At 73.7% G+C, this 25,646-nt stretch carries 22 protein-coding genes; 8 read left to right on the top strand and 14 right to left on the bottom strand.

Going from position 1 to position 25,646, the window contains the following annotated elements; translation table 11 throughout:
* Nucleotides 1–20 precede the first annotated feature (20 nt).
* Nucleotides 21–1,190 (bottom strand): epoxide hydrolase family protein, encoded by a 1,170-nt coding sequence (locus IE172_RS25910; RefSeq protein ID WP_190099724.1) that lies wholly within the window; start codon nucleotides 1,188–1,190, stop codon nucleotides 21–23.
* A 393-nt stretch (nucleotides 1,191–1,583) separates the two neighbouring features.
* Here IE172_RS25910 and IE172_RS25905 point away from each other — a divergent pair, with 393 nt between their 5' ends.
* From IE172_RS25905 to IE172_RS25895, 3 genes are all read left to right on the top strand, one after another.
* Nucleotides 1,584–3,116 carry a class I SAM-dependent methyltransferase gene (locus IE172_RS25905; RefSeq protein WP_190099723.1) on the top strand — a complete coding sequence of 511 codons (1,533 nt, stop codon included), beginning with the start codon at nucleotides 1,584–1,586 and terminating at the stop codon, nucleotides 3,114–3,116.
* Nucleotides 3,117–3,157: 41 nt separating this feature from the next.
* On the top strand, nucleotides 3,158–4,558 hold the full coding sequence (locus tag IE172_RS25900; RefSeq protein ID WP_190099722.1) for an FAD-binding protein: 1,401 nt from the start codon (nucleotides 3,158–3,160) through the stop codon (nucleotides 4,556–4,558).
* A 528-nt stretch (nucleotides 4,559–5,086) separates the two neighbouring features.
* Entirely contained in the window at nucleotides 5,087–6,013 is a 927-nt protein-coding gene (locus IE172_RS25895) for a GNAT family N-acetyltransferase (RefSeq protein WP_190099721.1), read from the top strand.
* A 78-nt stretch (nucleotides 6,014–6,091) separates the two neighbouring features.
* On the opposite strand, the gene IE172_RS25890 is transcribed toward IE172_RS25895, so the two are convergent.
* A complete protein-coding gene (locus tag IE172_RS25890; RefSeq protein ID WP_190099720.1) occupies nucleotides 6,092–7,399 on the bottom strand; it encodes an MFS transporter in 1,308 nt (435 codons plus the stop codon).
* 289 nt (nucleotides 7,400–7,688) lie between these two features.
* On the opposite strand from IE172_RS25890, the gene IE172_RS25885 reads away from it, so the two are divergent.
* Both IE172_RS25885 and IE172_RS25880 read left to right on the top strand, forming a co-directional pair.
* Nucleotides 7,689–8,231 carry a carboxymuconolactone decarboxylase family protein gene (locus tag IE172_RS25885; protein WP_190099719.1) on the top strand — a complete coding sequence of 181 codons (543 nt, stop codon included), beginning with the start codon at nucleotides 7,689–7,691 and terminating at the stop codon, nucleotides 8,229–8,231.
* Between the two features lie 37 nt (nucleotides 8,232–8,268).
* A complete protein-coding gene (locus IE172_RS25880; protein WP_229886395.1) occupies nucleotides 8,269–9,219 on the top strand; it encodes an oxidoreductase in 951 nt (316 codons plus the stop codon).
* A 414-nt stretch (nucleotides 9,220–9,633) separates the two neighbouring features.
* Here IE172_RS25880 and IE172_RS25875 read toward each other — a convergent pair whose 3' ends face one another.
* On the bottom strand, nucleotides 9,634–10,080 hold the full coding sequence (locus IE172_RS25875; RefSeq protein ID WP_190099717.1) for an enediyne antibiotic chromoprotein: 447 nt from the start codon (nucleotides 10,078–10,080) through the stop codon (nucleotides 9,634–9,636).
* Between the two features lie 303 nt (nucleotides 10,081–10,383).
* On the opposite strand from IE172_RS25875, the gene IE172_RS25870 reads away from it, so the two are divergent.
* Entirely contained in the window at nucleotides 10,384–12,036 is a 1,653-nt protein-coding gene (locus tag IE172_RS25870) for an MFS transporter (protein ID WP_190099716.1), read from the top strand.
* A gap of 78 nt (nucleotides 12,037–12,114) precedes the next feature.
* Here the strand turns inward: IE172_RS25870 and IE172_RS25865 are convergent, their stop codons facing one another.
* The 5 genes from IE172_RS25865 to IE172_RS25845 all read right to left on the bottom strand — a co-directional run bounded on the left by IE172_RS25865 (nucleotide 12,115) and on the right by IE172_RS25845 (nucleotide 18,781).
* Entirely contained in the window at nucleotides 12,115–13,101 is a 987-nt protein-coding gene (locus IE172_RS25865) for a hypothetical protein (RefSeq protein WP_190099715.1), read from the bottom strand.
* 133 nt (nucleotides 13,102–13,234) lie between these two features.
* Nucleotides 13,235–14,845 carry a tyrosine 2,3-aminomutase gene (gene cmdF, locus IE172_RS25860; protein ID WP_190099714.1) on the bottom strand — a complete coding sequence of 537 codons (1,611 nt, stop codon included), beginning with the start codon at nucleotides 14,843–14,845 and terminating at the stop codon, nucleotides 13,235–13,237.
* A 72-nt stretch (nucleotides 14,846–14,917) separates the two neighbouring features.
* Nucleotides 14,918–16,474, bottom strand: a complete 1,557-nt coding sequence (locus IE172_RS25855) for a class I adenylate-forming enzyme family protein (protein ID WP_190099713.1) — start codon at nucleotides 16,472–16,474, stop codon at nucleotides 14,918–14,920.
* The gene (locus tag IE172_RS25850) at nucleotides 16,471–17,490 is read right to left on the bottom strand and encodes an FkbO/Hyg5 family chorismatase (RefSeq protein ID WP_229886393.1); all 1,020 of its coding nucleotides are present in this window, start codon (nucleotides 17,488–17,490) and stop codon (nucleotides 16,471–16,473) included. The genes IE172_RS25855 and IE172_RS25850 overlap by 4 nt, the downstream gene beginning before the upstream one ends.
* A 49-nt stretch (nucleotides 17,491–17,539) precedes the next feature.
* Nucleotides 17,540–18,781: a cytochrome P450 gene (locus tag IE172_RS25845; RefSeq protein WP_229886391.1), complete on the bottom strand. Its 1,242-nt coding sequence runs from the start codon at nucleotides 18,779–18,781 to the stop codon at nucleotides 17,540–17,542.
* Nucleotides 18,782–19,001: 220 nt separating this feature from the next.
* Between IE172_RS25845 and IE172_RS25840 the strand changes: the two genes are divergently transcribed.
* Nucleotides 19,002–20,486, top strand: coding sequence for an MFS transporter (locus IE172_RS25840; protein WP_190099712.1), 1,485 nt, complete (start codon nucleotides 19,002–19,004; stop codon nucleotides 20,484–20,486).
* A 117-nt stretch (nucleotides 20,487–20,603) separates the two neighbouring features.
* Here IE172_RS25840 and IE172_RS25835 read toward each other — a convergent pair whose 3' ends face one another.
* A complete protein-coding gene (locus tag IE172_RS25835) occupies nucleotides 20,604–20,891 on the bottom strand; it encodes a DUF4287 domain-containing protein (protein WP_190099711.1) in 288 nt (95 codons plus the stop codon).
* A 116-nt stretch (nucleotides 20,892–21,007) separates the two neighbouring features.
* Between IE172_RS25835 and IE172_RS25830 the strand changes: the two genes are divergently transcribed.
* Nucleotides 21,008–21,655 carry a winged helix-turn-helix transcriptional regulator gene (locus IE172_RS25830; RefSeq protein ID WP_190099710.1) on the top strand — a complete coding sequence of 216 codons (648 nt, stop codon included), beginning with the start codon at nucleotides 21,008–21,010 and terminating at the stop codon, nucleotides 21,653–21,655.
* 99 nt (nucleotides 21,656–21,754) lie between these two features.
* On the opposite strand, the gene IE172_RS25825 is transcribed toward IE172_RS25830, so the two are convergent.
* The 5 genes from IE172_RS25825 to IE172_RS25805 form a co-directional block, all read right to left on the bottom strand.
* On the bottom strand, nucleotides 21,755–22,078 hold the full coding sequence (locus IE172_RS25825) for a cyclic nucleotide-binding domain-containing protein (RefSeq protein WP_228969458.1): 324 nt from the start codon (nucleotides 22,076–22,078) through the stop codon (nucleotides 21,755–21,757).
* Nucleotides 22,078–22,557 (bottom strand): MarR family transcriptional regulator, encoded by a 480-nt coding sequence (locus IE172_RS25820; protein WP_190099709.1) that lies wholly within the window; start codon nucleotides 22,555–22,557, stop codon nucleotides 22,078–22,080. Before IE172_RS25820 ends, IE172_RS25825 begins: the two co-directional genes overlap by 1 nt.
* A gap of 638 nt (nucleotides 22,558–23,195) precedes the next feature.
* Entirely contained in the window at nucleotides 23,196–24,101 is a 906-nt protein-coding gene (locus IE172_RS25815) for a site-specific integrase (RefSeq protein ID WP_190099708.1), read from the bottom strand.
* Between the two features lie 345 nt (nucleotides 24,102–24,446).
* Nucleotides 24,447–24,968, bottom strand: a complete 522-nt coding sequence (locus IE172_RS25810) for a hypothetical protein (RefSeq protein ID WP_190099707.1) — start codon at nucleotides 24,966–24,968, stop codon at nucleotides 24,447–24,449.
* A 55-nt stretch (nucleotides 24,969–25,023) separates the two neighbouring features.
* Nucleotides 25,024–25,557 carry a hypothetical protein gene (locus IE172_RS25805; protein ID WP_190099706.1) on the bottom strand — a complete coding sequence of 178 codons (534 nt, stop codon included), beginning with the start codon at nucleotides 25,555–25,557 and terminating at the stop codon, nucleotides 25,024–25,026.
* Nucleotides 25,558–25,646: the final 89 nt, after the last annotated feature.

Here is a 25,646-nt window from a genome sequence, read left to right as displayed (position 1 = left end):
CTGTCTGAACGGGTGTCGTCTCAGGCGGCGGGGGCGGTGGTCAGGGAGCGGGCGAAGGCGCGGATGTCGCCGGTCAGTTCGGCCGGCTTCTCCATCGCGGCGAAGTGCCCGCCGTGTGCGAACTCGGTCCAGTGCGTGAGGTGGGGCAGGTCGCGCTCGGCGAGGCTCCGGATGGGCACGAAGATGTCGTCGGGGAAGACGGCGACGCCCACCGGCACCGTCAGCGGCGGCGGGACCGCGCCGGCGGCGGCGGCCCGTACCCCCTCGGCGCCCTCGAAGTAGAACTGGGCGGACGAACCGGCCGTGGCCGTCAGCCAGTAGATCGACACGAGGGTCAGCAGCAGGTCGCGGTCGACCGCCTCCTCGGGCCGCCGCTCGGCCGAGGTCCAGTCCAGGAACCGCTCTACGATCCAGGCGAGCTGGCCCACCGGCGAGTCGGTCAGCGCGTAGGCCAGCGTCTGCGGGCGGGTCTGCTGGACCTTCATGTAGCCCGACAGTTCCGCGTCGAAGCGGGCCAGCTTGCCCAGGCGGGCCTGGTCGGCCGGACCGAGCCCGGCGAGCTCGGCCGGATCGCCCGAGGGGAAGGTCATCAGCATGTTCACGTGAACACCGATGACGTGCTCGGGGGCGATCCGCCCGACCTCCAGGGAGATCACCGCGCCGGCGTCACCGCCCTGCGCCAGGTACCGGTCGTATCCCAGACGCTCCATCAGCGTGACCCAGGCGCGGGCGATGCGGCCCGTGTCCCAGCCCTTCTCCGGCAGCGGGCGGGAGAACCCGTAGCCCGGGATCGACGGGATGACCAGGTGGAACGCCTGGGCCGGGTCACCGCCGTGCGACCTCGGGTCGGACAGCGGGCCGATCACGTCGAGGAACTCGGCGACGGAACCCGGCCAGCCGTGCGTGAGGAGCAGCGGTGTGGCGTCCGGCTCGGGCGAGGTGACGTGCAGGAAGTGCACCGGCGCGCCGTCGATTTCGGTGACGAACTGCGGGTGCGCGTTCAGGCGCGCCTCGGCCGCGCGCCAGTCGAACGAGGTGCGCCAGTACTCGGCGAGTTCCTTCAGGTAGTCGAGCGGCACTCCGCGGCTCCAGCCCACGCCGGGCAGTTCGTCGGGCCAGCGGGTCGCCTCCAGCCGCCGGCCCAGGTCGTCCAGCTGGTCCTGCGGGATGTCGATACGGAAGGGATGCATGAAGCGCTCCGAGGAGAGTCGGTCCGCGCGTGAAGGCCGCGGCTCGCTGAAGGAGGTCACAGGGCTCGCCCGGCGGGATCGGTCCCGCACCACGTGCGTCGAGCCGTATCGTGCGCCGCCGCGGAACGGCCCCGCATCTTGTCGATTGCTCCGTGGCCCGAACGTTCAGCGGACGCGGCCGGCGCGCCCCCGGGAGCACCGGAGCGTGCCGCGCGGGCGGGGCCGGGCGGCGCCTACAACCGCCGCAAGGAAGGCAGTCCAGAAGATGCGGCGGCCCGGGCGGCGCTGGCAGCATCCCCCACGACCGGCCCCTTCGCCGCAGGTCAGCGCGCCGGTCGCGCAGGGCGCCGGGTGACGCCGGGTGACGCCGCACCTCAGCAGGAAGGACGCCCCATGAACGCTGCCACCGCCCACGCCACCGACGCCCTGGTCGACGCCTTCGTGGACGCCGCGCCGGAGCGGGCCGCGCACCACTACCGCCTGCTGGTGGAGACGGTGTGGGACGACGGCGAGCCCACCGCGTCGGCACTCGACGCCGTGCCCGCCCTGGTCGCGGCGCTCGACAGGACCGGCCGGGAGCGCCGCGGGCACCTGGTGATCCTGCTCGGCCTGCTCGCGGAGTCCGAGCACCCCACCCCCGCCGGGCCGGTGACCCGGGCGGTCCGCGCCCACCTGGACCGCTACCTGCGGCTGCTGCGCACCGACGGCATCGGCGTCCCGCTGACGCTGGCCCTGTTCTACCTGCTGTCGCACTTCCCGGCCGACCGGGACGAGATCCTCGCCGCCGCGTCCGGCCGGGAACCGGACCCGGCCGACCTCTCCCGCCTCGACCGCGCCCTGAGCGAACTCGACCCGCACCGGCCCCGGCTGGGCCGGGTGTGGCCCTCCCCGTCCGCGTGGACCCTCAACGAGGACGAACGCGCCTTCGACGAGAGCTGGGTGAAGGCCCTCAGCCCGCAGCAGCTCCTGACCGCCTGGGACAACGACACCCGCACGGTGCTCGGCTGCACCGGCGCCCGCGCCTACTGGGCGGTGTGCCACGGCGACCCCTCCGACGCCCCGGCCGCCGCCGTCCCGGACCGGGCCCGTGCCACCGCCCCCGCGGCCGGCCCGGAACTGTTCGCCGCGCACACCGGCGCCCTGCGCTGCCCCGTCTGCGACAAGGAACTCGAGGCCGGCGAGGGACGCCTCACCTGCACCGGCTGCGCCGCCGCGTACCCGGTCGCGGGCGGCATCCTCGACCTGACCGCCCCCGCCGGCGAGGAGACGGGCGTCGACGACTTCCTGGAGAAGCTCTCCCAGGTGCCCAGCATGGGCCTGTTCTACGAGGCCGTGGCCCGCCCCTCGTTCCTGCGCGTCGCCGGGTCGAACTGGGGCGGCGACGTCACCCCCGCCGACGAGGACCGCTACATCGCCGAGCACGTGGCCCCCGTCGAGGGACCCGTCGTCGACCTCGCCGCCGGCGCCGGCCGGTGGACCGCCGTCGTCGCCGAGGCGGTCGGCGCGGACCGGCTCCTCGCGGTCGACAGCTCGCTGCCCATGCTGAACGTGCTGCGCGGACGGCTGCCCGACGTGCCCGCCGTGCTGGCCGGCGCCTCCGACCTGCCCTTCGCGGACGACTCGGTCGGCGCGGTCGTGTGCTGGAACGCCCTGCAGGCCTTCTACGACGAGACGCCCGCCGCCATCGCGGAGGTGGGCCGGATCCTGCGTCCCGGCGGCACGTTCACCGTGATGACGTTCCGCCGTTCCGAGGACCCCGTCTACCGCCACTTCCAGACGGCCCACCGCTTCCCCCAGCACGAGGGCGGGCTGCGGCTGTTCGAGCCGGAGGACCTGAAGCGGTGGCTCACCGGGGCGGGCCTGACGGTCCGTGAGGAGAGCGGCCCGGGCACCTTCGTGTTCCTCACCGCCGTCAAGGACGCCTGACAGCCCGCCGGCCCGGCCGCCGCTACGGAAGGAACCCGCCCATGTCCCTCTCCGACGTCCGCGAGACGGCTTTCGCCCGGCCGGGGAGTCCCGCCTACGAACGGGCGGCCGCCGCGTTCAACCTCGCCGCCCCGCCCCGCCCGGCGGCCGCCGTCACCGTCCGCACCGCCGGCCAGGTCCGGGCCGCCGTGCGCGCCGCGGTCCGGGCGGGACTGCCGGTGCGCGTGCACAGCACCGGGCACGCCGCCGGCGCCGTACGTCCCGCCGACGGCGCCCTGCTCATCCGCACCGAACCGGACGGCGGCGTCGAGGTCGACCCGGTGCGCCGCACCGCCCGCGTCCCGGCCGGCACCACCTGGGGCGAGGTCGTCGGGGCCGCGGCCCCGCACGGGCTGGCCGCCGCCCACGGCTCGGCCGCGGGCGTGGGCGTCGTCGGCTATCTGCTGGGCGGCGGCGTCAGCTTCTACGGCCGCAGTACCGGCCTCGCCGTCAACACCGTCCGCGCGATCGAACTGGTCACCGCCGACGGGGAGTCGGTGCGCGCCGACGCCGGCCGGGAACCCGAGCTGTTCTGGGCGCTGCGCGGCGGGGGCGGCGGCTTCGGCGTCGTCACCGCGGTGGAGATCGCCCTGTTCCCCGTCGCGCGGGTCGTCACCGGCGCGAGCTACTGGTCCGCCGCCCACGCCCGCCCGCTGCTGGACCGCTGGCTGGCCTGGACCCGGCACGCCCCGCGCGAGGCGACCACCTCCCTGCGGCTGATGAACCTGCCGCCGGTCCCGGGCGTCCCCCCGCAGCTCGCCGCCGGGCCCGTGCTCTGCGTCGACGGCGCCGTCCTCGCGCGCCGCGAGGAGGACACCGCGACGGCGCACGCGACGGCCGCCGCGCTCCTCGGCCCGCTGCGCGAGATCGCCGAGCCCCTGCTGGAGACGTGGGCCGCGACCGGACCCACCGGGGTGCTGGAGGCCCACATGGACCCCGCCGAGCCGGTCCCCTTCGTCGGCGACCACCTGCTGCTGCGCGAACTGGACGACGCCGGGGCCGAGGCATTCCTGGGCGCCGTCGGCGCGGGCTCGGGCTCACCGCTCGCCGTGGCCACGCTGCGCCAGCTCGGCGGGGCGTTCGCCGCATCCCGCCCGGAGGGCGGCGCCCTGTCCGCGGTGGACGCGGCCTACGCGTACATGGGGTCGGGTCCGCCGTTCGGGCCGGTCACCGTACGGTCCCTGCACGGCCACTGCGACACGGTGCGGGCGGCGCTCGCCCCCTGGAACACGGGGCACACCCTGCCGTCCCTGGTCGAGGGGCACGGGCGTCCGCAGCGGCATCTCGACGACGAGCGCGCGGCGGCCGTCGCCCGGGTGCGCGCCCGGGTCGACCCGCACGGCGTGTTCGCCGGGGACGTCGCCCCCGGCGCGCTCGGACCGGCCCGGCGTGCACCGCGGTAGACGGGACGGCGGCCCGGTGTCCGTGGAAGGGGCGGGACACACCGCTTCCCCGGCCGGCGGGCCGCGCCGCTTCGTGCACGTCACGCGGGTGCAGAGCAATCTGGAAGAACACTCGGCCCCACTTGGCCAAGTAGCATCCGTCTACGCCGAGGGATCTTGGCCGGAGCGAGGGGCGGTGAGGTGGCGTGGTGCGCGACGGACGCCGCTTCGGTGCCCCCTGCCGCTCCACCGCGCCCTCCGGACGCCCGGGAGGACACCTCCCGCGCCCGCACACCGGCCCCCGCCCCTCGGACCGCCGGCCCTCCGCCAGGAGCCGGCCCTCCGACGGAGTCCCCCGCACCGGCCGTCGCAGACGCTGACGGCGTCCGTACGGTTCGCGGCACGTGCGGTGAACGCCCGCTGCCCGCTCCGCGGCCGGGACCGTCGTCGCCTCCCGGCAGTGGCACCGTCCGTCCCCCGCGCCGTCCGTCCCGGGTGACGATCCGCCGGCCACCGACCGATCCCCCAGGAAAGGGGGCACGAATTTCCATGACCCTGCCCGGAGACTTCGTCCTCAGACGTTCCGCCGACGTCCCCGTGGACACGCTGGTACGCCTGGTCAGGGCGTACGAGGAGGACAGCACGGGCACGGCCGCCTGCACCCGCGAGGACGTCCTGCTGGCGATCTCGCACCCCCACTACGAGGACCACAGCTGGTGCCTGACCGGGCCCGGCGAGGAGCTGCTGGCCTGGGCGTCGCTGGCCCTGAACGGGGGCACCGACGCCGACGCGGCGCTCACCGTCCGGCCCGGCCCGCGCAGCGCCGCGGCCGCCCGTTTCATGGTCCTGCACCTGCTGGACCGCACCGACGCGCTCGCCCTGTCGTACGGCACCGCGTTCGGTCTCGCCGTCGGCGGGGTCCTCGACGGTGACACCGTGCTCCCCCACGTCCTGGAGGACACCGGCTTCGTGCGCGGCGCCACGATCGCCCAGTACGACGTCGACCTGTCCCGCCCGGTGACGCCGGCGGCCCTGCCCCGCGGCGGGCACATCCGCCCGGCGGTGCCCGCCGAGGACGCCGACGCGCTGCACGCTCTGCACGTGCGCAGCCGCGCCCGGGGCCCCAAGACACACGATCCGGCCCTGTTCCGCGCCCGGGTCCGGCGGCTGGGCGAGATCTCGGGCTTCGCCCTGCTGATGGAGATCGCCGGGCATCCCGTCGGCCACGTCCTGGCGCAGGCGGCGAGCGGCCAGGGCCGCATCCTGGAGGCCGCCGTCGCCCCCGCGTCGCGCGGACTGGGCGTCGGCCTCTCCCTGATCGCCGCCGCTCTCGTGGAGCTGCGCCGCCGCTCGTGCGTCCGGGCCCTCATCGCCGTCGACACGTCCCAGCTCCTCGCCCCCGAGGCCCTGCACCGGGCCCTCGGCGTCCGCAGGGAGCGCTCGGTGACGTACTTCCACCGGGATCCCGAGTGGTGACCCCCCGCCGTCGCGCAGCGGCACGGCACACGTGACCGGTCGGGGCCGGGACGCCGTCGGCGTCCCGGCCCCCGCCCGTCACTTGGTGAGGGTCAGTCCGCTGCGCTCCAGCACCGGACGCACCGCCCGCGGCCGGCGGGCGAGCACGGCGGCCGGCAGGGCCAGCAGGACGCCCGCCATCACCGCGGCGACGAACCAGGCGGAGGCGTCCCGCTCGGCGGCGAAGGCGGCCGACACCGGCATCACCGCGCCGAGCACGGCACTGGTCACGGCGTTGGGCAGCCCGATGCCCAGGGCGCGCACCTGCGGGGGGAAGATCTCCGTCAGGAGCTTGGGCAGGACCGTCGTCGCGCACGTCAGGTAGAGCACGCCGGAACCGTAGGTCAGCAGCAGGCTGGTGAAGGTGCCCGCCATCGTCAGGTACGACCAGGTGCCCGCCACGGCGAAGAGCACGCTCACCACGGCCAGGAAGCGGGCCGCCCCGACCCGGTCGGCGAGCAGGCCGAGCGGGACGTTGACCACCATGAGGAACGCGGTGGCGCTCACCACGACCCACATCATCGTGCCGGGATCGGACAGCTGCCCGCCCAGGGCGGGGACGACCGCGGTCCAGGTGCCGCCGACGGTGGCCGTGCCGGCCACGAACAGCACGGCGAGCAGCACCTGGTACCGGTGGGCGCCCAGGACCCGGCGCAGCGACCCGCGGCCCGTCCGGCTGCTCACCTCGCGCCGGAACACGTCGGTCTCGGCCAGCCCGGCGCGCAGCACCAGCAGCACCAGGCCGAGGACACCGCCCACCAGGAACGGCACCCGCCACCCCCAGGCCGCCATGGCCTGCGGGCCGAACACGGCGGTCAGCCCGCCGCCCAGCAGGGAGGCGGTGAACGCGCCGGCGCAGGTGGTCAGCGAGAACAGGCTGCCGTACACGCACTTGCGCCGCTCGGGCGCGACCTCCATCAGGTAGGTGGCCGCGGTCGGCCACTCGCCGCCGTGCGAGATGCCCTGGGCGGTCCGCGCGAGCAGCAGCACCAGCGGGGCGAGCAGCCCGATGTGCTCGTACGTCGGGGTGATCCCGATGAGGAACGAGCCGCCCGCCATGAGGGAGACGGCCAGCATGAGGGCCGGCCGCCGGCCGCGCCGGTCGGCGAACCGGCCCAGCAGGAGGCCGCCGAGCGGCCGCATGAGGACACCGACACCGAGGACCGCGAACGCCCCGAGGACGGAGGTCAGGGCGTTGTCGGAGGGGAAGAACCGGGCGGCGAACAGCGGTGCGAACAATCCGTACGCCAGCCAGTCGAAGGACTCGACGAAGTTGCCGACGACCGTCGCGGCGACCGAGCGCCGGTGGGCCCTCTTGCGCGCGGACGCGGTTACGGGCAGGGGCATGGGACTCCTTCGGACCGCGTCGGCGCGGCCGTGGAACGTGACCCGCCGACGGCCCTGCCGCGTGGGTGCGGGGCCGGGGCGGACGGTGGACGGGGCGGCACCGGCCGCTGCGGCGGCCGGTGGGTGCCCATCGTGGGAAGCGGCGGGGGCTCCGGCCAACTCCCGGCGTGCGCACCTGCCGGCCGCCCGCCGCGCCCCCGTACGGTTGCGCACCCTCGGAGTTGGCCGCCCCGCACCCCGCTGCCGACGATGGCCCCCACCGAACCCACCAGACAAAAGGGGTGCAGCGATGACGCACATCGCGCTCGACAACGACCTGCCCGGCATCAGTGGCCTGATGGTCCAGCGTCCCGACACCGGCGCCCCGCTGAACCAGCTCGCGGAGACGTTGCTGCGCAGCGGCGACTCCCCGCTGACCCGCGGTGAGCGCGAACTGATCGCCGCCTACGTCTCGCACCTCAACGGCACGCCGTTCTGCGCCCGTTCCCACAGCGCGTTCGCCGCCGCCCAGCTGGAGGGCGGCGCCGGTGTGGTGGCGGCGGTCCTCGCCGACCCGGAGGGCGCCCCCGTCTCCGCGCTGGTGAAGAGCCTGCTGCGGATCGCCGCCGAGGTGCGGGCCCACGCCCGTCCCGTCTCCGACGAGGCGGTCCGCGCCGCCCGCGCCGAGGGCGCCACCGACGCCCACCTGCACGACACGGTGCTGATCGCGGCGGCGTTCTGCATGTACAACCGCTATGTCAGCGGCCTGGCCACCGACGTGCCCGCCGACCCGGCCTACTACGACATCTCGGCGGACCGCATCGTCCGGCACGGCTACGGGGCCGCGGCCTGACGTCCCGTGCCGCCGCCACCACCCGAGGAGGACTCACGTGGACTGGTCCCCGGCCGGCGTTCCCGGCCAGAACGGCAGGACGGCCCTGGTCACCGGCGGCAGCGGCGGCCTGGGTCTCGAGGTCGCCCGGCTGCTCGCCGGGCGCGGCGCGCACGTCGTCCTGGCCTGCCGCAGTACCGAGCGGGGCAGGGCGGCCGCCGCCCGTATCGCGGGGAGCACCGAGGTGCTCCCCCTCGATCTCGCCTCGCTGGACTCGGTGCGCCGGGCCGCGGACGAGGTACGGCACCGGCACGGGCGGCTGGACCTGCTGGTGAACAACGCGGGGGTGATGTTCCCCTCCCGTCCGGCGACGGACGACGGCTTCGAGTCCCACTTCGGCGTCAACCACCTGGGGCACTTCGCCCTGACCGGGCTGCTGCTGGACCTGATGCACGGGGTCCCGGGATCCCGGGTGGTGACGGTGTCCAGCCTCGCCCACCGCGCCGGCCGGGGCGCGCCGGACGCGTCGGCGGCCCGGGCCACGAGCGGTCACCGCTCGCTGCACGCCTACGGACGGTCGAAGCTGGCGAACCTGATGTTCGCCCGGGAGCTGGAGCGGCGGCTGGCCGCCGGCGGCGCCGAGACCCTCTCCGTCGCCGCGCATCCGGGTCTGTCGGCGACCGCCCTGTGGCAGGGGGAGGCGCCGGGGTGGCTGCGTCCGGTGAGCCGGGTCGCGCTGCGGCTGCTGGCGCAGCCGCCCGAGCGGGCGGCCGGGCCGGTGCTGCGGGCCGCCACCGACCCGCTCCTGCGGGGAGGGACGTACCTCGGGCCGGGTGAACGGTTCGAGAGCCGGGGCGCGCCGGCTCCCGCTGCCTCCAGCCGTGTCTCCCGCGACACCCTGGCGCAGGTGCGCCTGTGGGAGCTGTCGGAGACGCTGACCGGTGTCCACTACGGCCTCGCGCCGTCCCGTCCCGCGGCCGGCGGCCCGCCGGCGAAGGCCGGGGGATGACCGTGCCGCCCGCCGCCCGTCCCGACGACGGGGCCTTCCTGCGGGCCGCGGCCTGGGCCTGGGCCTGGCGCAGCTTCGACATCGGCCTGCCGGACACCCCAAAGGCCCCGGACGCCGCCGAGGCCCCTGAGTCCCTGGAGCTTCCGCAACCCCCAGGCGCCCCGGAGTACTCGGAGCCCTCGAAGGCTCCCGGGCCCGCGGCGGGCCCGCCCTGCCCCGTACGGAACCGGCCGCGTCCGGTGCGGCGCCGGCGCGGCTGTCGTCCCTGATCAGTCCCCCACCGGCAGCGGCTCCCCGGCCCTCACCGGCAGCGGCTCCCCGCCCCTGCCCGCGCCTGCCCGGAGGGGAGGGGCGGCGCGGGGGGACGGAGAGCCGCGGTGGTGGGCCGGCCGCACGTCGGCGGGCGGCCGTGGATCAGGAGAAGGTGATCGCCTGGCCGCCGCCCTCCCCCTTGTCGCTGCCCAGGCCGACCTGGCAGGCGGTGACCTTGCAGTCCACCGTGCCCCACGGGGTGGTGGCGGAGCCGACCACGGCCTGGAAGGTGCGGTTCACGACGATCTTCGTGTTGACGCTGCCGGCGGAGTCGGCCACGACGTCGAGGGCGGTGGCCTTGTTGCAGCCGTACTGGCCGCCGTCGACGAAGGCGCACTGGCCCACGTGGTAGACGGTCCCCGGCGTCAGCCCCGTCGCCTTGAGGGCGACGGTGGTGCCGTCGGCGAGTCCCGTGGCGGGCGTGACCGAGACGACCGGGGCCGTGGCCGTCGCCGAGGCGCTCGGGACGACTGCGACACCCAGCCCTATCGCGAGGGCCGCGGTGGCGCCGACGCGGGTGATGAGGCCGAGCTTGTTCTTGGCGGTCATGTCCTGACTCCCTGCGGGTCGTGAAGTGAGCCGGGCGTTCCGGCTGCCGTGTCCATGAAGTTACGGGCCCCGCTCCGGCCTGGGCATCTTCCAAGTTGCTTCATGCAACTCGCGGATTCCGCATACGAGTTCCGCACGCAGAGAGATGCGGGCCCGGCCGGCTCCGGAGGACGGTGACAGGTGGGCCCGACGGCAGCACGCGCACGGGCACGCCGCGGGGGCGGACGCACACCCGTGCCTCTCCCCGCCGGCACCACCCCACCCACACGCGCACCACCCACGACGAGGGGAAGTAACAGGCACATGACTGCAGGCGGTGCTCCCAAAGCCGGGCGGAAGGAGTGGATCGGGCTGGGCATCCTCGCCCTGCCCACCCTCCTCGTGGCCCTCGACGTCTTCGTACTCCTCCTGGCGCTGCCGCATCTGAGCGCGGATCTCGGCGCCGACTCCACACAGCAGCTGTGGATCATGGACATCTACGGCTTCATGGTGGCCGGTTTCCTGGTCACCATGGGAACCCTCGGTGACCGCATCGGCCGCCGCAAGCTGCTGCTGATCGGCTCGGCCGCGTTCGGTGCCGCCTCCCTGATGGCCGCCTTCGCCACCAGTCCGGGCATGCTCATCACCGCGCGCGTCCTCCTGGGCATCGCCGGCGCCGCCCTGACGCCGTCCACCCTGGCGCTCATCACCACCATGTTCCAGGACGCCAAGCAGCGCACGGTCGCCATCAGTCTGTGGGCCAGCTGCTTCACCATCGGCGCCATCGTCGGCCCGCTGCTCGGCGGTGTGATGCTGGAGTACTTCTGGTGGGGGTCGCTGTTCCTGATCGGCGTGCCGGTCATGGTGCTCATCCTGATCGTCGGCCCGCGCGTGCTGCCCGAGTTCAAGAACCCGGGGGCCGGCCGTCTCGACCCGGCGAGCGTCCTGCTGAGCCTGGGCAGCACCGTCCCGGTCATCTTCGGCGTCAAGGAGATCGCCCGCGACGGCTTCGAGGCGCTCCCGACCGCCGTGCTGGTCGCGGGCCTCGTCGTGGGTGTGCTGTTCGTCCAGCGCCAGCGCCGGCTGAGCGACCCGCTCCTCGACGTCAGGCTGTTCACCCACGTCCGGTTCACCGCCGCGCTGCTCAGCCTGCTCGCGTACAGCCTCATCGGCGGGGTGGTCATGCTCTTCATGACCCAGTACTTCCAGGCCGCCCAGGGGATGTCCCCGTTCAAGGCGGGCCTCGGGATGCTGCCCGGCATGGCCGCGGCGACCGTCTCCTTCGCCGTCTGCCCGATCATCGCCCGCAAGGTCCGTCCCGCGTACGTCATCGGCGCCGGCATCGCGGGCGTGACCGCCGTCCTGCTCACCTTCACCCAGCTCGACGCCGGTTCCGGCACGGCCGTCCTGGTCGCCGGGTTCGCCGTCTTCTCCTTCTGCGGCGCCCCGATCGTGGCGCTGGGCACGAACATGGTCGTGGGAACCGTCCCGGCGGAGAAGGCCGGCTCGGCCGGGGCCCTGTCCCAGATGAGCAACGAGTTCGGTGCCGCCTTCGGTGTGGCGACCCTGGGCACCCTGGGCCTGGCCGTCTACCGGGACGACATCGCCGGCACCCTCCCGGCGGGTGTGCCGGAGAGCGCCGCCGACGCCGCCCGCGACAGTGTCGCCGGTGCCGCGGCCGCCGCCGACACGCTGCCCGGACCGGTCGCCGAGTCGCTGCTGGAGCCCGTGCGGGTGGCCTTCACCGGCGGCCTGCACACGGTGGCCGCGGTCAGCGCGGTCCTCATCGCCGTCGTCGGCGTCTTCTTCGTCGTCCTGATGCGGCACATCCCGCCGGTCGGCCAGGAGGAGCCCGCGGCGGAGACCGGGACCGCCCCCGAGGACGGGACCGGGCCCGAGGGCGAGACCGCCCCCGAGGGCGTGTCCGAGGCCGGGAACGCGGCCGGGAGCGAGCCGGCGCAGAAGGCCGGGGTCTGACCCCGCGGGCCTTCTCCGGAACACGGATCGGCCGGGTGCGCGTGGCGCGCACCCGGCCGATCCGTGTTCCCGTCCGCCTCAGTGGGCCCAGGGCGCCATCGGGTACCAGATCAGGTCACGGCGGGCCAGGATCCGCAGGTCCCAGTACAGGATCATGAAGACGCCGGCGGCGATGAAGGCCGCCGCCATCAGCGCCGACGCGCGGCTCGGCCGGGCCGTCAGCCAGCGCTGCAGCCGCTGGCCGAAGACGACCGTCACCAGGAGGAACAGCGCCGCCACGACGACCAGGTTGCCGAGCGTCTGCAGCACGAACGCCGCCGCCCCGTAGACCAGGTTGCCGCTCTCGGCCGCGTCCCGGAACAGCTGCCGGAACAACGGGAACGGGCGTCCGACGAGGAACGCCCCGATCAGGGCGCCCATGAACAGCATCGGCGCGCCGGGGTAGCGCCGCGAGATCCGCGCCAGCGGGTCCTTCACCACCCCCAGCGAGGACAGCCCGAGCACCAGCATGGCCACGCCGATGAGCCCGTACACCACCATCGCCTGGATCAGGCGGCCGGACAGTCCGCCGCCCGGCGCGCTCTCGTCGAACTGCGGCATACCGGTGCCGACCACCGCCACGAGCGCCCCGTACAGCGCCGACACGGCGACCGCGCCCAGGGCGAGCCTGCTCAGCGGCTGGAGAGCCGCGACCAGCCGCCGCCGCGCGGAGGAGGGCCCGCCCGCCAGCGGGGCGAGCGCGCTGAACACGGCGACGTTGCAGGCCGTGAACGTGCCGGCGATGCCGGTGGCCACGGCGAACGCCAGGCCGGCCAGGACACCGCCGATGGGGGTGTCCTTGGCGTGGTGGCCGAGCAGGGTGTCGGCGACGTTGTCACCGATGGTGCTGTCGACGAACTCCGCCGACCACACCACCGTCAGGGCGAAGCCGAACAGCGCGCTGACCACGGCGACCAGCGTCCGCCGCCGGGGGGCGTGGCCGTTGAAGAAGAACGAGGGCTCCGGCGGGGCGGGTGCCTGCCGGCCGGGGGCGTCCACGGGAGGACGTTGCGTCAGTTGCGTCATGGCGTGCCTTTCACGGAGGGATGAGTACGGAAAGGACGTGCGGTGGTCACGGGGCCGTGGAGAGGCCCCCGGGCACGGCGTGGGGGGCGGTGCACGTTCCGTTCACCGCCCCCCACGCCGTCGTCTCGCCGGGTCAGCGCAGAGCGATTCCCTCCCGGAGCAGGGACTGCAGGAACTCGCCCCGCGACAGCGCCGCGGCGATCAGCTCGATGTCGTCGGCCATGTAGCGGTCCACGCCCAGGGCGGGCACCAGGGACCGCACCGTGTCGTAGGTGACCTGGCTGGCCGGGCTCAGGTCGGCGTACCGGCGCGACACGTCCACGGCCTGGGCCGCGGCGAGGAACTCCACCGCGAGGATGCGGTGGTTGTTCTGCAGCACCCGGCGGGCGTTGCGGGCGGCGATCAGGCCCATGCTGACGACGTCCTGGTTGTCGCCGTTGGACGGCACGCTCTGGGTGCTGGCGGGTCCGATGGTCCGGTTCTCCGCCACCAGCGCCGTCGCCGGGTAGTTCGCGCCGGCGAAACCGCAGTTCAGGCCAGGGTCGGCGGCGACGAGGAACTCCGGCAGGCCGTAGCTGAGATGCCGGTTGAGGAGCCGGTTGACCTGCCGTTCGGCCAGCACCCCGAGCTGGGTGAGCGCGATCGTGGTGAAGTCCATGACGAACGCGATCGGCTGGCCGTGGAAGTTCGCCCCGTGGAAGATCTCCTCGCCCTCGAAGAACAGCGGGTTGTCGTTGGCGGAGTTGAGTTCGGTCTCCAGCCGCTCCCGGGCGTGCCCGAGCGTGTCCCGGACCGCTCCGAGGATCTGCGGCACGGCACGCAGCGTGTACGCCTTCTGCAGGTACACCTCGGTGCGCTGGACGTCCGCGCCGCCCTCCCTGGCCTTCTCCAGTTCGCGGCGCAGGTCCGCGTGGTCCAGGGCCAGGCGGCTGCCCGCGAGGAGGGTCCGCATGTTGGCCGCCGAGTCGATCTGGCCCCGGTGCGGCCGGGCGACGTCGTGGCCCTCGGCCAGGAACGGGCTCCTGGAACCCCGCAGTACGTCGTTGAGCAGGCCCGAGACCATCTCCGCCTGGCGCACCTGGGTGAACGCCCGCTCCACCACCAGCGAGCCCAGCCCCGTCATGGCGGAGGTGCCGTTGATCAGCGCCAGGCCCTCCTTGAAGCGCAGCTGGAGCGGGGTGATGCCCAGTTCGCCGAGCACCCGGCCCGTCTCCCGGCGCTTGCCGTCGCGCAGCACGTGCCCCTCGCCGATGAGCGTGCCGGCGAGGTGGGAGAGCGGGACCAGGTCACCGCTGGCGCCGAGGGAGCCGATCTCCGGTATCGCCGGGGTGATGCCCTCGTTCAGGTACAGGGCCAGGCGGTCCAGGATCTCGGGCCGCACCGCGGAGTACCCCTTGGCGAGGGTGTTCAGACGCGCCGCCATGATGGCCCGGGACTCGTCCTCGGCGAACAGCGGTCCCACCCCGGCGCTGTGACTGCGCACCAGGTTCGTCTGCAGTTCGACCTCTTTCGACTTGTCGATCTGCATGTAGATCATCTCGCCGTAGCCCGTGGTCACGCCGTAGATGGGGATGTTCTGTCCGGCCAGGTCCTCCAGCATCGCGCGGCTCTTGCGCGCCTTGGCCACGGCGTCGGGGCAGACCCCCACCGGTGTTCCGGGTTCCGCGACACGGGTGACCGCGTCGGTGGTGAGGCTCTCGCCGTCGAAGACGATCGTGGCGGTGCCGGTGTCAGCTGTTGTCAACGCTCTCACTCCAGGTGGACGGAGCCGGACCCGTGAGGAACCGGCGCGCAGGTCGGGGCAGGGCAGCGGGGGTCAGTGCCGGGAGGAACCGCCGGCCGCCTGCGCGCGGACCGTGCGGCGCAGCAGCTTGCCGGTGTGATTGCGGGGCAGGGAGGTGACGAAGACGACGTCCTCGGGGACCTTGTACCAGGTCAGCGTGGTGCGGGCGGTGGCCAGCAGCTCCTGCCGCACGTCCTGGGCGGCGACGGCGTCGACGCCCGCCCGCAGGACGACGAAGGCCCGCAGCGCCGAGACCCCGTTGTCGTGCCGCACCGAGCACACCGCCGCCTCCTCGACGGCCGGATGCTCCATGAGCCGGTCCTCGATCTCGGTGGGGTGCACGTTGATCCCGCCGACGATCTCGACGTCGTCCAGGCGTCCGTGCACGGTGACGAACCCGTCGGGGTCGGCGGTCGCGGCGTCGCTGGTGGAGTACCACTCCCCGGGTGCCGTCCGCAGCGGGACGTCGCTTCCGCGGGCGACGCCCGGGCCGATGGTGGGCCCGGCCAGTTCGAGCCGGCCCTCGGTGCCGGCGGCCACCGGCCGGCCCTCCTCGTCGACGATCCGCAGCCGGTAGGGCGCCAGCACCCTGCCGAGGGTGAACTCGCGGTACGCCCCGGCTCCGTTGGCCAGCAGGGCGTGCCCGATCTCGGTGGTGCCGTACACGTTGAGCAGCCGCTCGCCCAGGATGTGGCGCAGCCGCCGCTCCAGTGCCCGGGGCAGCACCTCCCCGGCGACCACCGCCACCCGCAGCCGGCCGAGGATCTCCTCGGCGCCGGGGTGGGTGAGCATGTGCGCGAAGAAGGTGGGCTGGCTGTAGTGGACGGTCACCCCGTGCCGGGCGAGGAGGGCCAGGCAGTCGGCCGGGGCGAGCCGCCGGGCGGTGAGCACGGTGGCGGCTCCCCGCAGCAGCGGGAAGAGCAGCGAATTGCCCAGCCCGTAGGCGAAGTTCATCCGCGGCACCGAGTAGCAGACGTCGTCCTCGGTGACCCCGACGGCCCGGCCGGCCGCCTGGTCGAGGACCTCCGCGTCGGCGTGCGTGTGGAAGCACAGCTTGGGGTCACCGGTGGTGCCCGAGGTGAACGCGGCGTACGCGGGCGTCCCCGGCGCGCACTCGGCGTACGGCGGCACCGGGCCGCCGTCGCCCGACAACCGGTCCGGGGTCAGCACCGGCGCGGTGAACAGCCCTTCGAGTTCGGGCGTGGCCACCACGGCGTCGGGCTCGGCGATGCGTCCCGCCCGCGCCATCTCGTCCGGGTGGAAGGTCGAGTTGACGACGACGGCCACCGCGCCGACGCGCAGGGCGCCCAGGAACGCCCGGACCAGGTCGAGGCCGTCGGGCAGGGCGACGAGGACGCGGGAGCCGGGGCCCAGACCGTGTGCGGCGAACGCCGCGGCGGCCCGGCCGGCTCCCTCGTGCACGGAGCGGAAGGAGTGCTCGCCGTGCTCGTCGATGTAGGCGGTGCGGTCCATCCGGCCGTGCGCGCGGGCGGACTCCGCCAGCAGTTCGGCCAGGTTGCCGCTGCGGGTGTCGCGGACGGAGGCCGGCGCGGTCGTGTCGCCGGCGGGACGCGGCGGGGCGGTGGTCATCGGCAGATCCCCTCGATCTCGACCAGCAGGTCCGGCCGGCAGATCCCGACGTTGAAGAACACGGCGCCCGCTCCGCCGGGGAACACTTCGGCGCACCTCGCCCGCACCGCCGGCAGGTGCTCCGCGTCACGGACGTAGACCTTGACCGAGCCCAGTTCCGCCAGCCCGTACCCGGCGTCGACGGCGTGCTGGCGCAGGTTCTCCCCGCTCACCAGCGTCTCGATGTTGGCCAGGGTGACGTCCAGCTGCCGTTCGATGTCGCCGGGGTGCACGGTGTCGTCGCCGAGGATGCTGGCGGTGCCGGACACGAAGAGGGCCCCCGCCCCGTACCCCTCGGACGCCAGATGGGTGCCGCGCGCGAAACTCGGCGGCCTGACCCCGTACCGCTCGGGGTAGCGGTGGGCGGGGGTCTGCCGCGGGTTCTCCAGGTGGGTCGTGCGCCCGGGACGGCAGGCCAGGAAGTACAGGTCGATGCCCGTCCCCAGGGCGCCGATGCCGGTCGCGGCGGGCATGCCCTCGAAGTGCTCGGACCACTCCTCGAAGGCCAGGGCCCGGCCGGCGCAGAAGTCCTGGTAGATCTCCGTGCCCTCGGCGTTGGTGCCCGTGATGTCGCCGACGAGGTTCCACATGCGGAACAGGTCGGTGTAGCCCTGCTGCCGGGCCAGCCGGAACGCGGCGTCGTAGGCGGTGCGCACCGGGTCGCGGTACACCCCGCTCTCCTCGACGCGCACCGCGCAGAAGAAGTACTCGCCGTCCTCCGCGTACACCAGGTTGTCCTGCAGCCCGCTGCGCACCGGACGGTCGGTGACCCAGACCTCCGTGACCGGGACGGCGTCCGCGGCGGTCATGTGGACGTCGATCCGGGGGGACCCCCGGTAGAGCGTCGGCCGCCCGCCGTGGTGTCCGTAGACGACACGGGCCAGGACGTTCCGGCCGGCCGGGGCGTCCCCGCCGGAGGTCATGTCGAACACGCAGTCGAGCAGGGGTGTGCGTGCGAGGGTGTTCAGGGCTGTCACGAGTCTGCTCCCATGGGGTGAGCCGCTGCGAAGCGAGGCGGTGAGCGCGTCAGGCGGGCGGCCACGGCAGGCCGCGGTCGCCGAAGCCGTCGGAATCGACCCACAGCGCCCGCAGGCCGCGCAGGGTGACGTTCGGTCGGTAGGAGGGGGTCCCGGTGGCGAAGCGGGCGCCGGTGACCCGCTGGGCGAACCGGACGAGGACCGTTTCGGCGATCAGCCGGGCCACCGGCTCGCCCGGACACGCGTGCGGCCCCAGCCCGAAGGCGGCGTGCGGAGCCGTGGTCCCGTCCGGTGAGAACACCTCGGGGCTGTCCCGCTCCAGGGGGTCGCGGTGGGCCGCGGCCAGCAGGAGCAGCACGGTGGTCCCGGCGGGCACCCGGGTGCCGCAGACGTCGAGGTCGGCGGTGGCGTGACGGCGGAGCAGCTGGACCGGCGGGTCCAGGCGCAGCACCTCCTCCACCACCTGGCCCGCGTACCGGGGCTCGCGGCGCACCGTCCTCGCCACGTGCGGGGCGCGCAGCAGCGCCAGGACGCCGCCGGAGACGAGGCCGGCGCTGGTCTCGTGGCCCGCGACGAACAGGGCCCGGTACGCGGCGGCGAGCTCCGCTCCCTCCGCGCCGGTCTCCGGTGGGCGTTCGCCGGTCCGGGTGGCCGGCGAGGACTTCCGCTCGCCGAAGTACGCCTCCAGTTCCTCCTCCGCCCACCGGCGGGCCTCGCCCCCGGGCGGGGCGGTGCCGGTCAGCAGTTCGTGCGGGTCCAGGGCGGGGGAGAGCAGCAGCGCCCGCCGGTGCAGCCAGGGCGCGTCCTCCCGCGGCAGGTCCAGCAGCCGGCAGAGCACGGCCGCCGGCAGCGGATACGCCAGATCCGTGACCGCTTCGAGCCGTCCCCGTGCCGCCACCCCGTCGAGCAGGTCGTCGACGAGGCCGCGCACGAAGGGAACGAGGTCACGCAGCCGGTGCGGGGTGAGCAGCCGTGCCGCCAGCCGGCGCGGCGGCGTGTGCTCCGGCGAGGCGGCGGGCGTCCCGGGCCGGCCGCCGGGGCGCACGGGACACGCGTCGTCCCGCGGGGCGACGGCTCCCGGCGCCCGCAGGACGGCGGAGCAATGGCGCCACGAGGAGAAGACGACGGTCGACCCGTCCCACCACAGGGGCCCCGTCTCCCGTATGCGGTTGAACACCGGATACGGGTCGGACCGCAGGGAGCCGTCCAGGAGGCGCAGCACCAGCGAGCGGGCTTCCTCCTGCCGCTCCCGCTCCCCGGAGAGGAGGGACGCCGAGCGAGGGCTTTTCATGGCACAGCCTTCCTGAAAGGGGACGCTGCCACGGGGAAGGATGTGGGCGCTCTTCCGGCGCTGTCCACGCGGAGTTGCACAAGCCGCCGCAACCGGCGGCGGTTGCGAAGACTTCGCCAAGTCCGCTTGTGGGACCGGTACGCGGTGAGTTTGATGAACCGCCGGTCCGCCCGGTCACCGGACCGGCGGGCAAGGCCGGCCGTGTGAGGAGAAGAGTCTCGTGAAACCGGTTCCCGCGGTTCTCGCCCCCGGCGCGCCCGGCCGCCCCCCGTCCCCCGTCCCGCCCGGGCAGGCGGACGGGGCACCGCTGAACCCCCGCCGGTGGCAGGCGCTCGCCGTCCTGGCCGTCGGCCCCTTCCTCTCCCTGTTCGACCAGTTCTGCGTCAACCTCGCCGCGCCCTCGATCAACCGGTCGTTCACGCTGGCGCCGCTGGAGTTCCAGGCCGTGGTCGGCGGGTACAGCCTCGTCTACGGACTGGGCCTGATCACCGGCGGACGGCTGGGCGACCTCTTCGGCCGCCGCCGCGTGTACCGCGTCGGCCTCGCCCTGTTCGCCGTCACCTCACTGGCGTGCGCGCTGGCGTGGTCGCCCGCCGTGCTGATCGTCGCGCGCCTCGCGCAGGGCGCCGCCGCGGCCGTGCTCCAGCCCCAGGTACTGGCCCTGATCCGGGTCCAGTTCCCGCCCGCCGAACGGGCCAGGGCCCTGTCCTGGTACGGCGTCTCCATGAGCCTGGGCATGATCTGCGGGCAGGTGCTCGGCGGCGCGATCCCCTCCTGGGACCTGCTGGGCCTCGGGTGGCGTCCCGTCTTCCTCGTCGCGGTGCCCCTGTGCGCCGTCGCCCACCTCGCCATCGCCCGGACCCTGCCGGCCGACCGCGCCGCGCGCGCCGGGCAGGGCATCGACGGTGCCGGCATCGCGCTGAGCGCCACCGGTTTCGCCCTGCTCCTGCTGCCGCTCGCGGCCCTTCAGGAAGGGAGCTTCCTGCCCGCAGGACCTGTCCTGCTCGCCGCCGCGGCCCTGCTCCTCACCGTCTTCGTCGCCCACCAGACACGGCGCGAACGGGGGGACCGCGCCGTGCTGCTCCCGGTCCGGCTCTTCGCCGGCCGGACCTTCGGCCTGGGCGTGCTGCTGAACTTCCTGCTGTACATGTCGAGCGTGCCGTTCGCCGTCATGCTCGGCCTCTACCTCCAGGACGAGTCGCGTCTGAGCCCGGCCGTCGCCGGCCTCGTCTTCACCCCGGCGGCCGTCGCCATCGCCGCCGGATCACGCCTGGCCCCCGCCCTGCAGAGGCGCTTCGGCCTCCGGGTGCTCGTCGTCGCCGCCGCCCTGACCGCGGCCGGTCTCGCCGGAGCGCTCGCGACCGTCGGCCTGGGCACACCGGACGCCGTGGTCCTGCCGCTGACGGTCTCCTTCGCGGTCTACGGACTCGGCAACGGGATGATCGTGCCCCTGCTCACCGGCGTCGTACTCGCCCAGGTGCCGCCCCAGGACGCCGGCGCCGGCTCGGGCGTGCTCAGCACCGCCCAGCAGCTGGGGGCCGCCGCCGGGATCGCCGTGATCGGCGCCTTCCTCTACCCGGCGGCGACGGGCGCGCCCCTGCGCTACGCCGACGCCATGTGGGCCGGGACCTCGCTGGCGGTCCTCGGCGTGGTCTGCGCGGCCCTGCTGACGTCCGCCGCCCGCCGCCAGCGGCCCGGGAACTGACGCCGACACCGCGAACGCGGGATGACCGCCGCTCCCGGTGGAGCGGCGGTCATCCCGCGTTCGTCACGTGGAGGACGCGGACCGGGCCCGCCGGAGGCCGCCGGTCCCGCGCCCGGCTCAGGGGCGGTTCGCCTTGCCGTCGAGCCAGAGCGTGTCCGACTCGTCCCGGTGGGTTCCGCCCGAGCCGACGTGCTTGTCGGAGATCTTCGCGCCGTTCTTGATGACGTGCACGAGCGCCATCCCGTGCCCGCGGCCCAGGTCGTAGTCCTCCTTGAGCCACTCCAGGATGGTGCCGGCCTTGGTGTCCGGGCTGTCGTACCCGCGTTCCTCCGCGAGCGCCATGAACTGACGCGGCGTCAGGCCCGTCTTGTCCTCGATCTTGTCCAGATACGCCTGAAAGGACATACCGTCTCCCGCTTTCCTGTGTCAGTCCTGCCGGGGCAACAGACTATGCGGAACGAAGTCTACTTGCAAAAGACAAGCTGTGTTCCTTCTATGGTGCAGGAACTAGGATGTGAAGCATGACGGTCAAGGAGTACGGACAGTTCTGCGGACTCGCCCGGGCGATGGAAGTAATCGGTGAACGCTGGACGCTGCTGATCGTCCGGGACCTCCTCCTCGGCCCGAAGCGCTACACCGACCTGCGCAACGGCCTGCCGAACATCCCGACCAACGTCCTGGCCACCCGCCTCAAGCAGCTCGAGGCCAACGGCGTCGCCGTCCGCCGCGCACTGCCCCACCCCGACCGCGGCGTCGTCTACGAGCTCACCGAGCACGGCCAGGAACTCCAGCCCGCCGTGACCGCCCTCGGCCGCTGGGGTGCCCGCGGCATGACCGAGCCCCGCCCCGGCGAGATCATCACCACCGAGAGCCGCGCCCTGTCCTTCCACACGGCCTTCCGCCCCGAGGCCGCGGGCGAGGACACCCTCTCCTACGAGGTGCGCATGGCGGACGCCACGTTCCGGCTGGACATCGACGGCCCCTCCCTCACGGTCGGCCACGGCCCGCACCCCGACCCCGGCCTGACCATCGAGACCCGCGCCGGCCGCCCCGTCCTCGACCTCATGCGCGGCACCCTGCCCCCCGCCGAGGCCCTCACCTCCCCCGACCTCCACATCGAGGGCCCCCCGCGCCTCCTCACCCGCTTCACGGAGATCTTCCGCCTCTGACGGGCGACCCCGGACGCACACGACCCGCGAAACGCGGCTCACGCCGCCCACAAGCGAAGCGACCCGACTCCGGAGTCGGGTCGCTTCACCGGTCTGCCGTCAGCCGCCGACCGCCCGCAGGTGACGCCCGGCGGGGCCCCGGTCCTCGAACAGGGCCGGCGCGAGCCGGTAGTGCTTGACGCTGCCCACGCTGCCGGTGACCTCCAGCCAGCCCGCCTCGAGCAGTTCCTTGCGCGTGCGGGACAGCACCGGCGGCGTCATCCCCGCGGTGACCGCCAGCTCACTGGCCTTGATCATGACCGTTCCGTCGCGCCGCTGCTCCGAGGACGCGTAGAGCATGACGACGATCCGCTGGTTGGGACTGAGGACGCGCCCTGTCTTCCTGAGCAGGTACTGGACGTCTTCCGCATCATGAATCCTCATCAGGCCTCGCCCTTCCTCCGGCGCCGGCGGTCACGGGGCTCGCGCACCCTGGTCTCCGGCGGGTTCCAGTCCTTCACGGCGTCACGGTGCGCGAAGCCGGTGCCGATGAAGGCGAGGTAGGGCGTGCACCTGTAGAAGGTGGTCCGCCCGAGCCCGCCCGCCTCGACCAGCAGCCGAGCCTGTTTGAGAACCTTCACCGCTCTCGACAGAGCATCCGGGCTCATGCCGAGTTCTGCCGAGATATCGGCACCCGTCCGCATGACGGCCTCCTCGCTCGTCTCCGTGGCGAACCAGTACCAGACCAGGACGCGGAACTCCCGGTCGGTCAGGCCCGATGCGGCCGAGGCCAGTTCCCGGCCCCTGCGGATGCCCACGTTGACGTGGGCTCCGTCGAAGGCATAGCTGGCGCGGTGCACCTCCTCGACCTCGCCTGTGTCCTGATCGACCAGGGCGAGGATCTTCCGCGCCTGCTCTGCCATGTGAGGGCCGTCCCTGGAAGTCGGTATGGGGCCGGGAAGCGATCAGGCTCGGGAACGGATCACTTACCAGGAAGAGCATTACCACATTGCTAAGTGATCCCGCCGCACAGTCGGATCGATTGACCGGGCGAGCAGTGTGCTCATGGCTATCTGATCCGATCCTGGAGTCGGGATGATCCGACTCCAGGATCGGATCAATCCGACTCTGGAGTCGGCAAAGCCGATCCTGGAGTCGGGTATGCCGACTCCAGGATCGGATCACATTCCGCGTTTTCGCAGGTCAAGGCCGCGTTGATGACTGCGAGTTCTTCATGCACGAAAGTCGTGGGGCGCGCCGGTCCCCGGGGAGCCCTGCGGGCCGGCGCGGGCGCCGGTCCTCGGGTGTGTCCGGACGCTGCCGTCGTCCGTGTGCGGGCCGCCGAGGGCGGGCGTGGGCGACAACAGGGAAGCGTGGCTGGTGTCCTCTGTGGCGCGGGTGGCACACGCGCGCCTGCCCGGTCGGCCCGGCCGCCGTCGTGGCTGACTTGTGGGGGCTCGGGTTCGTACGGGGGCGTTCAAGGGCTGGGCAGGTGGCGACCGTGGCGGCCCGCGGGAACGACGGGCTCCACCGCACGGGCACCGGCCGACCCCGAGGACCGCTACGTCGTGCCGGAACCGCTCCCTGTCTCGTCGGCGAAGGGGCTCGGTGAGTGGGCGACGACATCGGGGAGGAGGGACGAGGAGATCTCGGCGAGGTCGGGGTGGGTGGCGGCGACGTCGCGCAGGAGCCGGGGGAAGGTGACCCGGTCGAGACCGCGTCCCGTGCGGGAGAGCAGCAGGGGGCCGGTGGTCCCGGTGGAGTGCGGGGCCTTGTGGGTGCGTACGGGCAGGTACTCGTCCAGGGCCCAGACCACCGGCCGGGGGATGGGGTGGGGGTGGGTGACGGCGGAGGCGCTGTTGTTCTTGGCGGGCAGGCGCCAGGTGGGGCCGGCCTGGTTGTGGCGCTGGACGTGCTGGACGACGACGGCGATGGACTGGCCGGGGCGCAGGCCCGCGAGGGTCATGTAGACGGCGAGCCGGGCGCGTTCGGGGTGGGGGCCGCGGTAGCGGTCGGCGGCGGTGCGCAGGGCGTCGGTCTGGAAGCGGGTGAGCTGTTCGCGGGGCGCGGGCGGGGTGGGGCCGGCGAGCTGGCGGCGCGGGGGGAGGTTCCAGCGGGCGGCGCCGAGGTCTTCTTCGCAGTGGGTGTAGAAGCTGCGGACGGCGGAGACGGCGCGGCCGCGGGAGGCGGCGGCCATGGGGCTGCCGTCGAGGTTGGTGAGCCGGGCCGCCCAGTCCTTGATGTGCCGGGGGTCGAAGTGCCAGACGAGGTCACCGATATGGGTGAACCAGTCCCCGTGCCATCCGGCGGGGGCGTCGATACCGGCGAGAATCAGTCCGTAGCGGTACCGGGTGTCCTCGTCCCAGGCGCGTCCGCGGACCTCCTGGCCGTCGGGCCGCAGGTAGGCTCCGGCCAGCCAGTCGCGCAGGATCGCGTACGGGTCGGGTGCTTGGTTCGCCGCTCTCACCTGACCACTCCAGGAACCTCGGGGACACCGGTGGCGCACACCGGGAAAACGGGCCGGGTCACGGGAATCCACCGTGTCCGTACCTGCTTTAACTTTACGGAACAGACCGCGCGACCGCCACCAAGTGCCGTGGTGTGGCCAAGGTCCGTGGAGACAGTGCGGAGCGCGGCGCGGCGCCGCCCACCCTCCGCACTTGGCTGAGGTAGCCGTCTGTTCCGTAAAGTTCAGCCGATGCGGGAGGCGAATCGGAGCCGGTTTCGCCAGGGCAGTGCCCCGGGACGGTGTACGCCCGGGACACTGCCCTGCTCGGCTACTTCATCGGCCGGCTCCGCGGGCCTGCCCAGGCTAGGGGGTGGGCCACAGGACGAAGGTGTGGTCCGGTGTGCTGCCTCGGTGCGTGTAGACCTTCACCTGATGGCTCTTCCTGTCCGCGGTGACGGTGAATCGGACCTTCCAGGTACCGGGGCTCTTGCACGGCCATCCCACCTTGGGCACGCAGGTGCGTGACTGGAAGGTGGCTTCGTAGCGGGCGAACCGGTTCCACCTGTTCTGGCCGGTTTCGATGACGCGGAGCTTGGAGTCCTCGACGACGGTCATGCCGAGGTTCGACGCGGTGGCGTTGAGCTCGATGCCCGACGTCTTCGTCCAGGTGCCCGGGCTCTTGGTGGGGCAGGCCAGCACGTTCATGTTCCATTCCCCGTAGCGGGGCGAGAGCAGCGAGCCGGGGTAGCGGGTGACCTGCGCGTTCTCGCAGGCGGCGGCGGTGTCGGTGGGGGCCGCTGTTCCCTGGGCGCTGGTCGCGGTGGCGATCGCGCCGACGACGAGGCCGCAGGCGGCGGTGGCGGTGGCAAGGCGGGTGAATCTCACGAATGTCCTCCGAGGTGAGCAGGGCGGGAGTGTGTCCGGGGAGGTGTGCGCCGGTTCACGGGGTGCGGTACAGGGCCATGCCGAGCGGCATCGTGCTCTTGACGCCGCCGCCGTAGACGAGGCTGACCTTGCCGCTCTTCTTGTAGGCGACGAGGGCGAATCCCACGTCGACCCGGTGCGTACGGGTGCAGGGCCACAGGGTGACGGGAACGCAGTCCTTCACGGTGAAGCTGCCGGTGTACGTGGCGGTCCGGCTCTTGCTGTTCTCGGCCGTGGAGTTGACCCGCAGTGCGGCCGACTCGAGGAGGTAGCCGACCGAGTTGCCCGTCCCGTTCGTGGCGGCGCCGGCCTGTGTGCTCCAGCCGGCCGCGTCCTCCGTGGGGCAGACGGTCACGTCGAAGTTCACTTCGCCCAAGCGCAGGCGCGGGGGGACCCTCTCCCCGGGGTAGACGGTGACGCGCTTGGGCTTGCAGCTCGACGCGGCCTCGGTGGCCTGCGCGGGGCTGAGAACGGCTACGGCGCCGGCCAGCAGTCCGCCGACGGCGGTGATGGCAAGAGCGCGGACCTTGGTGACGCGTGGAGTGTTCACACCAGTGCTCCTTGGATCGCTCGGACGAAGAGGCAGGAGATGACAGGGGCGGTGAGCCCCTGTGGTCCCCGCGGTGAATGCCGTGACCG

It is taken from the genome of Streptomyces griseoflavus (assembly GCF_014649995.1).
GTDB lineage: Bacteria > Actinomycetota > Actinomycetes > Streptomycetales > Streptomycetaceae > Streptomyces > Streptomyces griseoflavus.
Note: the sequence above shows the minus strand (reverse complement) of the source record. Positions and strands in the feature narration are given on the sequence as shown.

Coding starts and splice junctions, on each gene's coding strand:
- IE172_RS25910 (WP_190099724.1), bottom strand. CDS start 1,190: ATGCATCCCTTCCGTATCGACATCCCGCAGGACCAGCTGGACGACCTG.
- IE172_RS25905 (WP_190099723.1), top strand. CDS start 1,584: ATGAACGCTGCCACCGCCCACGCCACCGACGCCCTGGTCGACGCCTTC.
- IE172_RS25900 (WP_190099722.1), top strand. CDS start 3,158: ATGTCCCTCTCCGACGTCCGCGAGACGGCTTTCGCCCGGCCGGGGAGT.
- IE172_RS25895 (WP_190099721.1), top strand. CDS start 5,087: ATGACCCTGCCCGGAGACTTCGTCCTCAGACGTTCCGCCGACGTCCCC.
- IE172_RS25890 (WP_190099720.1), bottom strand. CDS start 7,399: ATGCCCCTGCCCGTAACCGCGTCCGCGCGCAAGAGGGCCCACCGGCGC.
- IE172_RS25885 (WP_190099719.1), top strand. CDS start 7,689: ATGACGCACATCGCGCTCGACAACGACCTGCCCGGCATCAGTGGCCTG.
- IE172_RS25875 (WP_190099717.1), bottom strand. CDS start 10,080: ATGACCGCCAAGAACAAGCTCGGCCTCATCACCCGCGTCGGCGCCACC.
- IE172_RS25870 (WP_190099716.1), top strand. CDS start 10,384: ATGACTGCAGGCGGTGCTCCCAAAGCCGGGCGGAAGGAGTGGATCGGG.
- IE172_RS25865 (WP_190099715.1), bottom strand. CDS start 13,101: ATGACGCAACTGACGCAACGTCCTCCCGTGGACGCCCCCGGCCGGCAG.
- IE172_RS25855 (WP_190099713.1), bottom strand. CDS start 16,474: ATGACCACCGCCCCGCCGCGTCCCGCCGGCGACACGACCGCGCCGGCC.
- IE172_RS25845 (WP_229886391.1), bottom strand. CDS start 18,781: ATGAAAAGCCCTCGCTCGGCGTCCCTCCTCTCCGGGGAGCGGGAGCGG.
- IE172_RS25835 (WP_190099711.1), bottom strand. CDS start 20,891: ATGTCCTTTCAGGCGTATCTGGACAAGATCGAGGACAAGACGGGCCTG.
- IE172_RS25830 (WP_190099710.1), top strand. CDS start 21,008: ATGACGGTCAAGGAGTACGGACAGTTCTGCGGACTCGCCCGGGCGATG.
- IE172_RS25825 (WP_228969458.1), bottom strand. CDS start 22,078: ATGAGGATTCATGATGCGGAAGACGTCCAGTACCTGCTCAGGAAGACA.
- IE172_RS25820 (WP_190099709.1), bottom strand. CDS start 22,557: ATGGCAGAGCAGGCGCGGAAGATCCTCGCCCTGGTCGATCAGGACACA.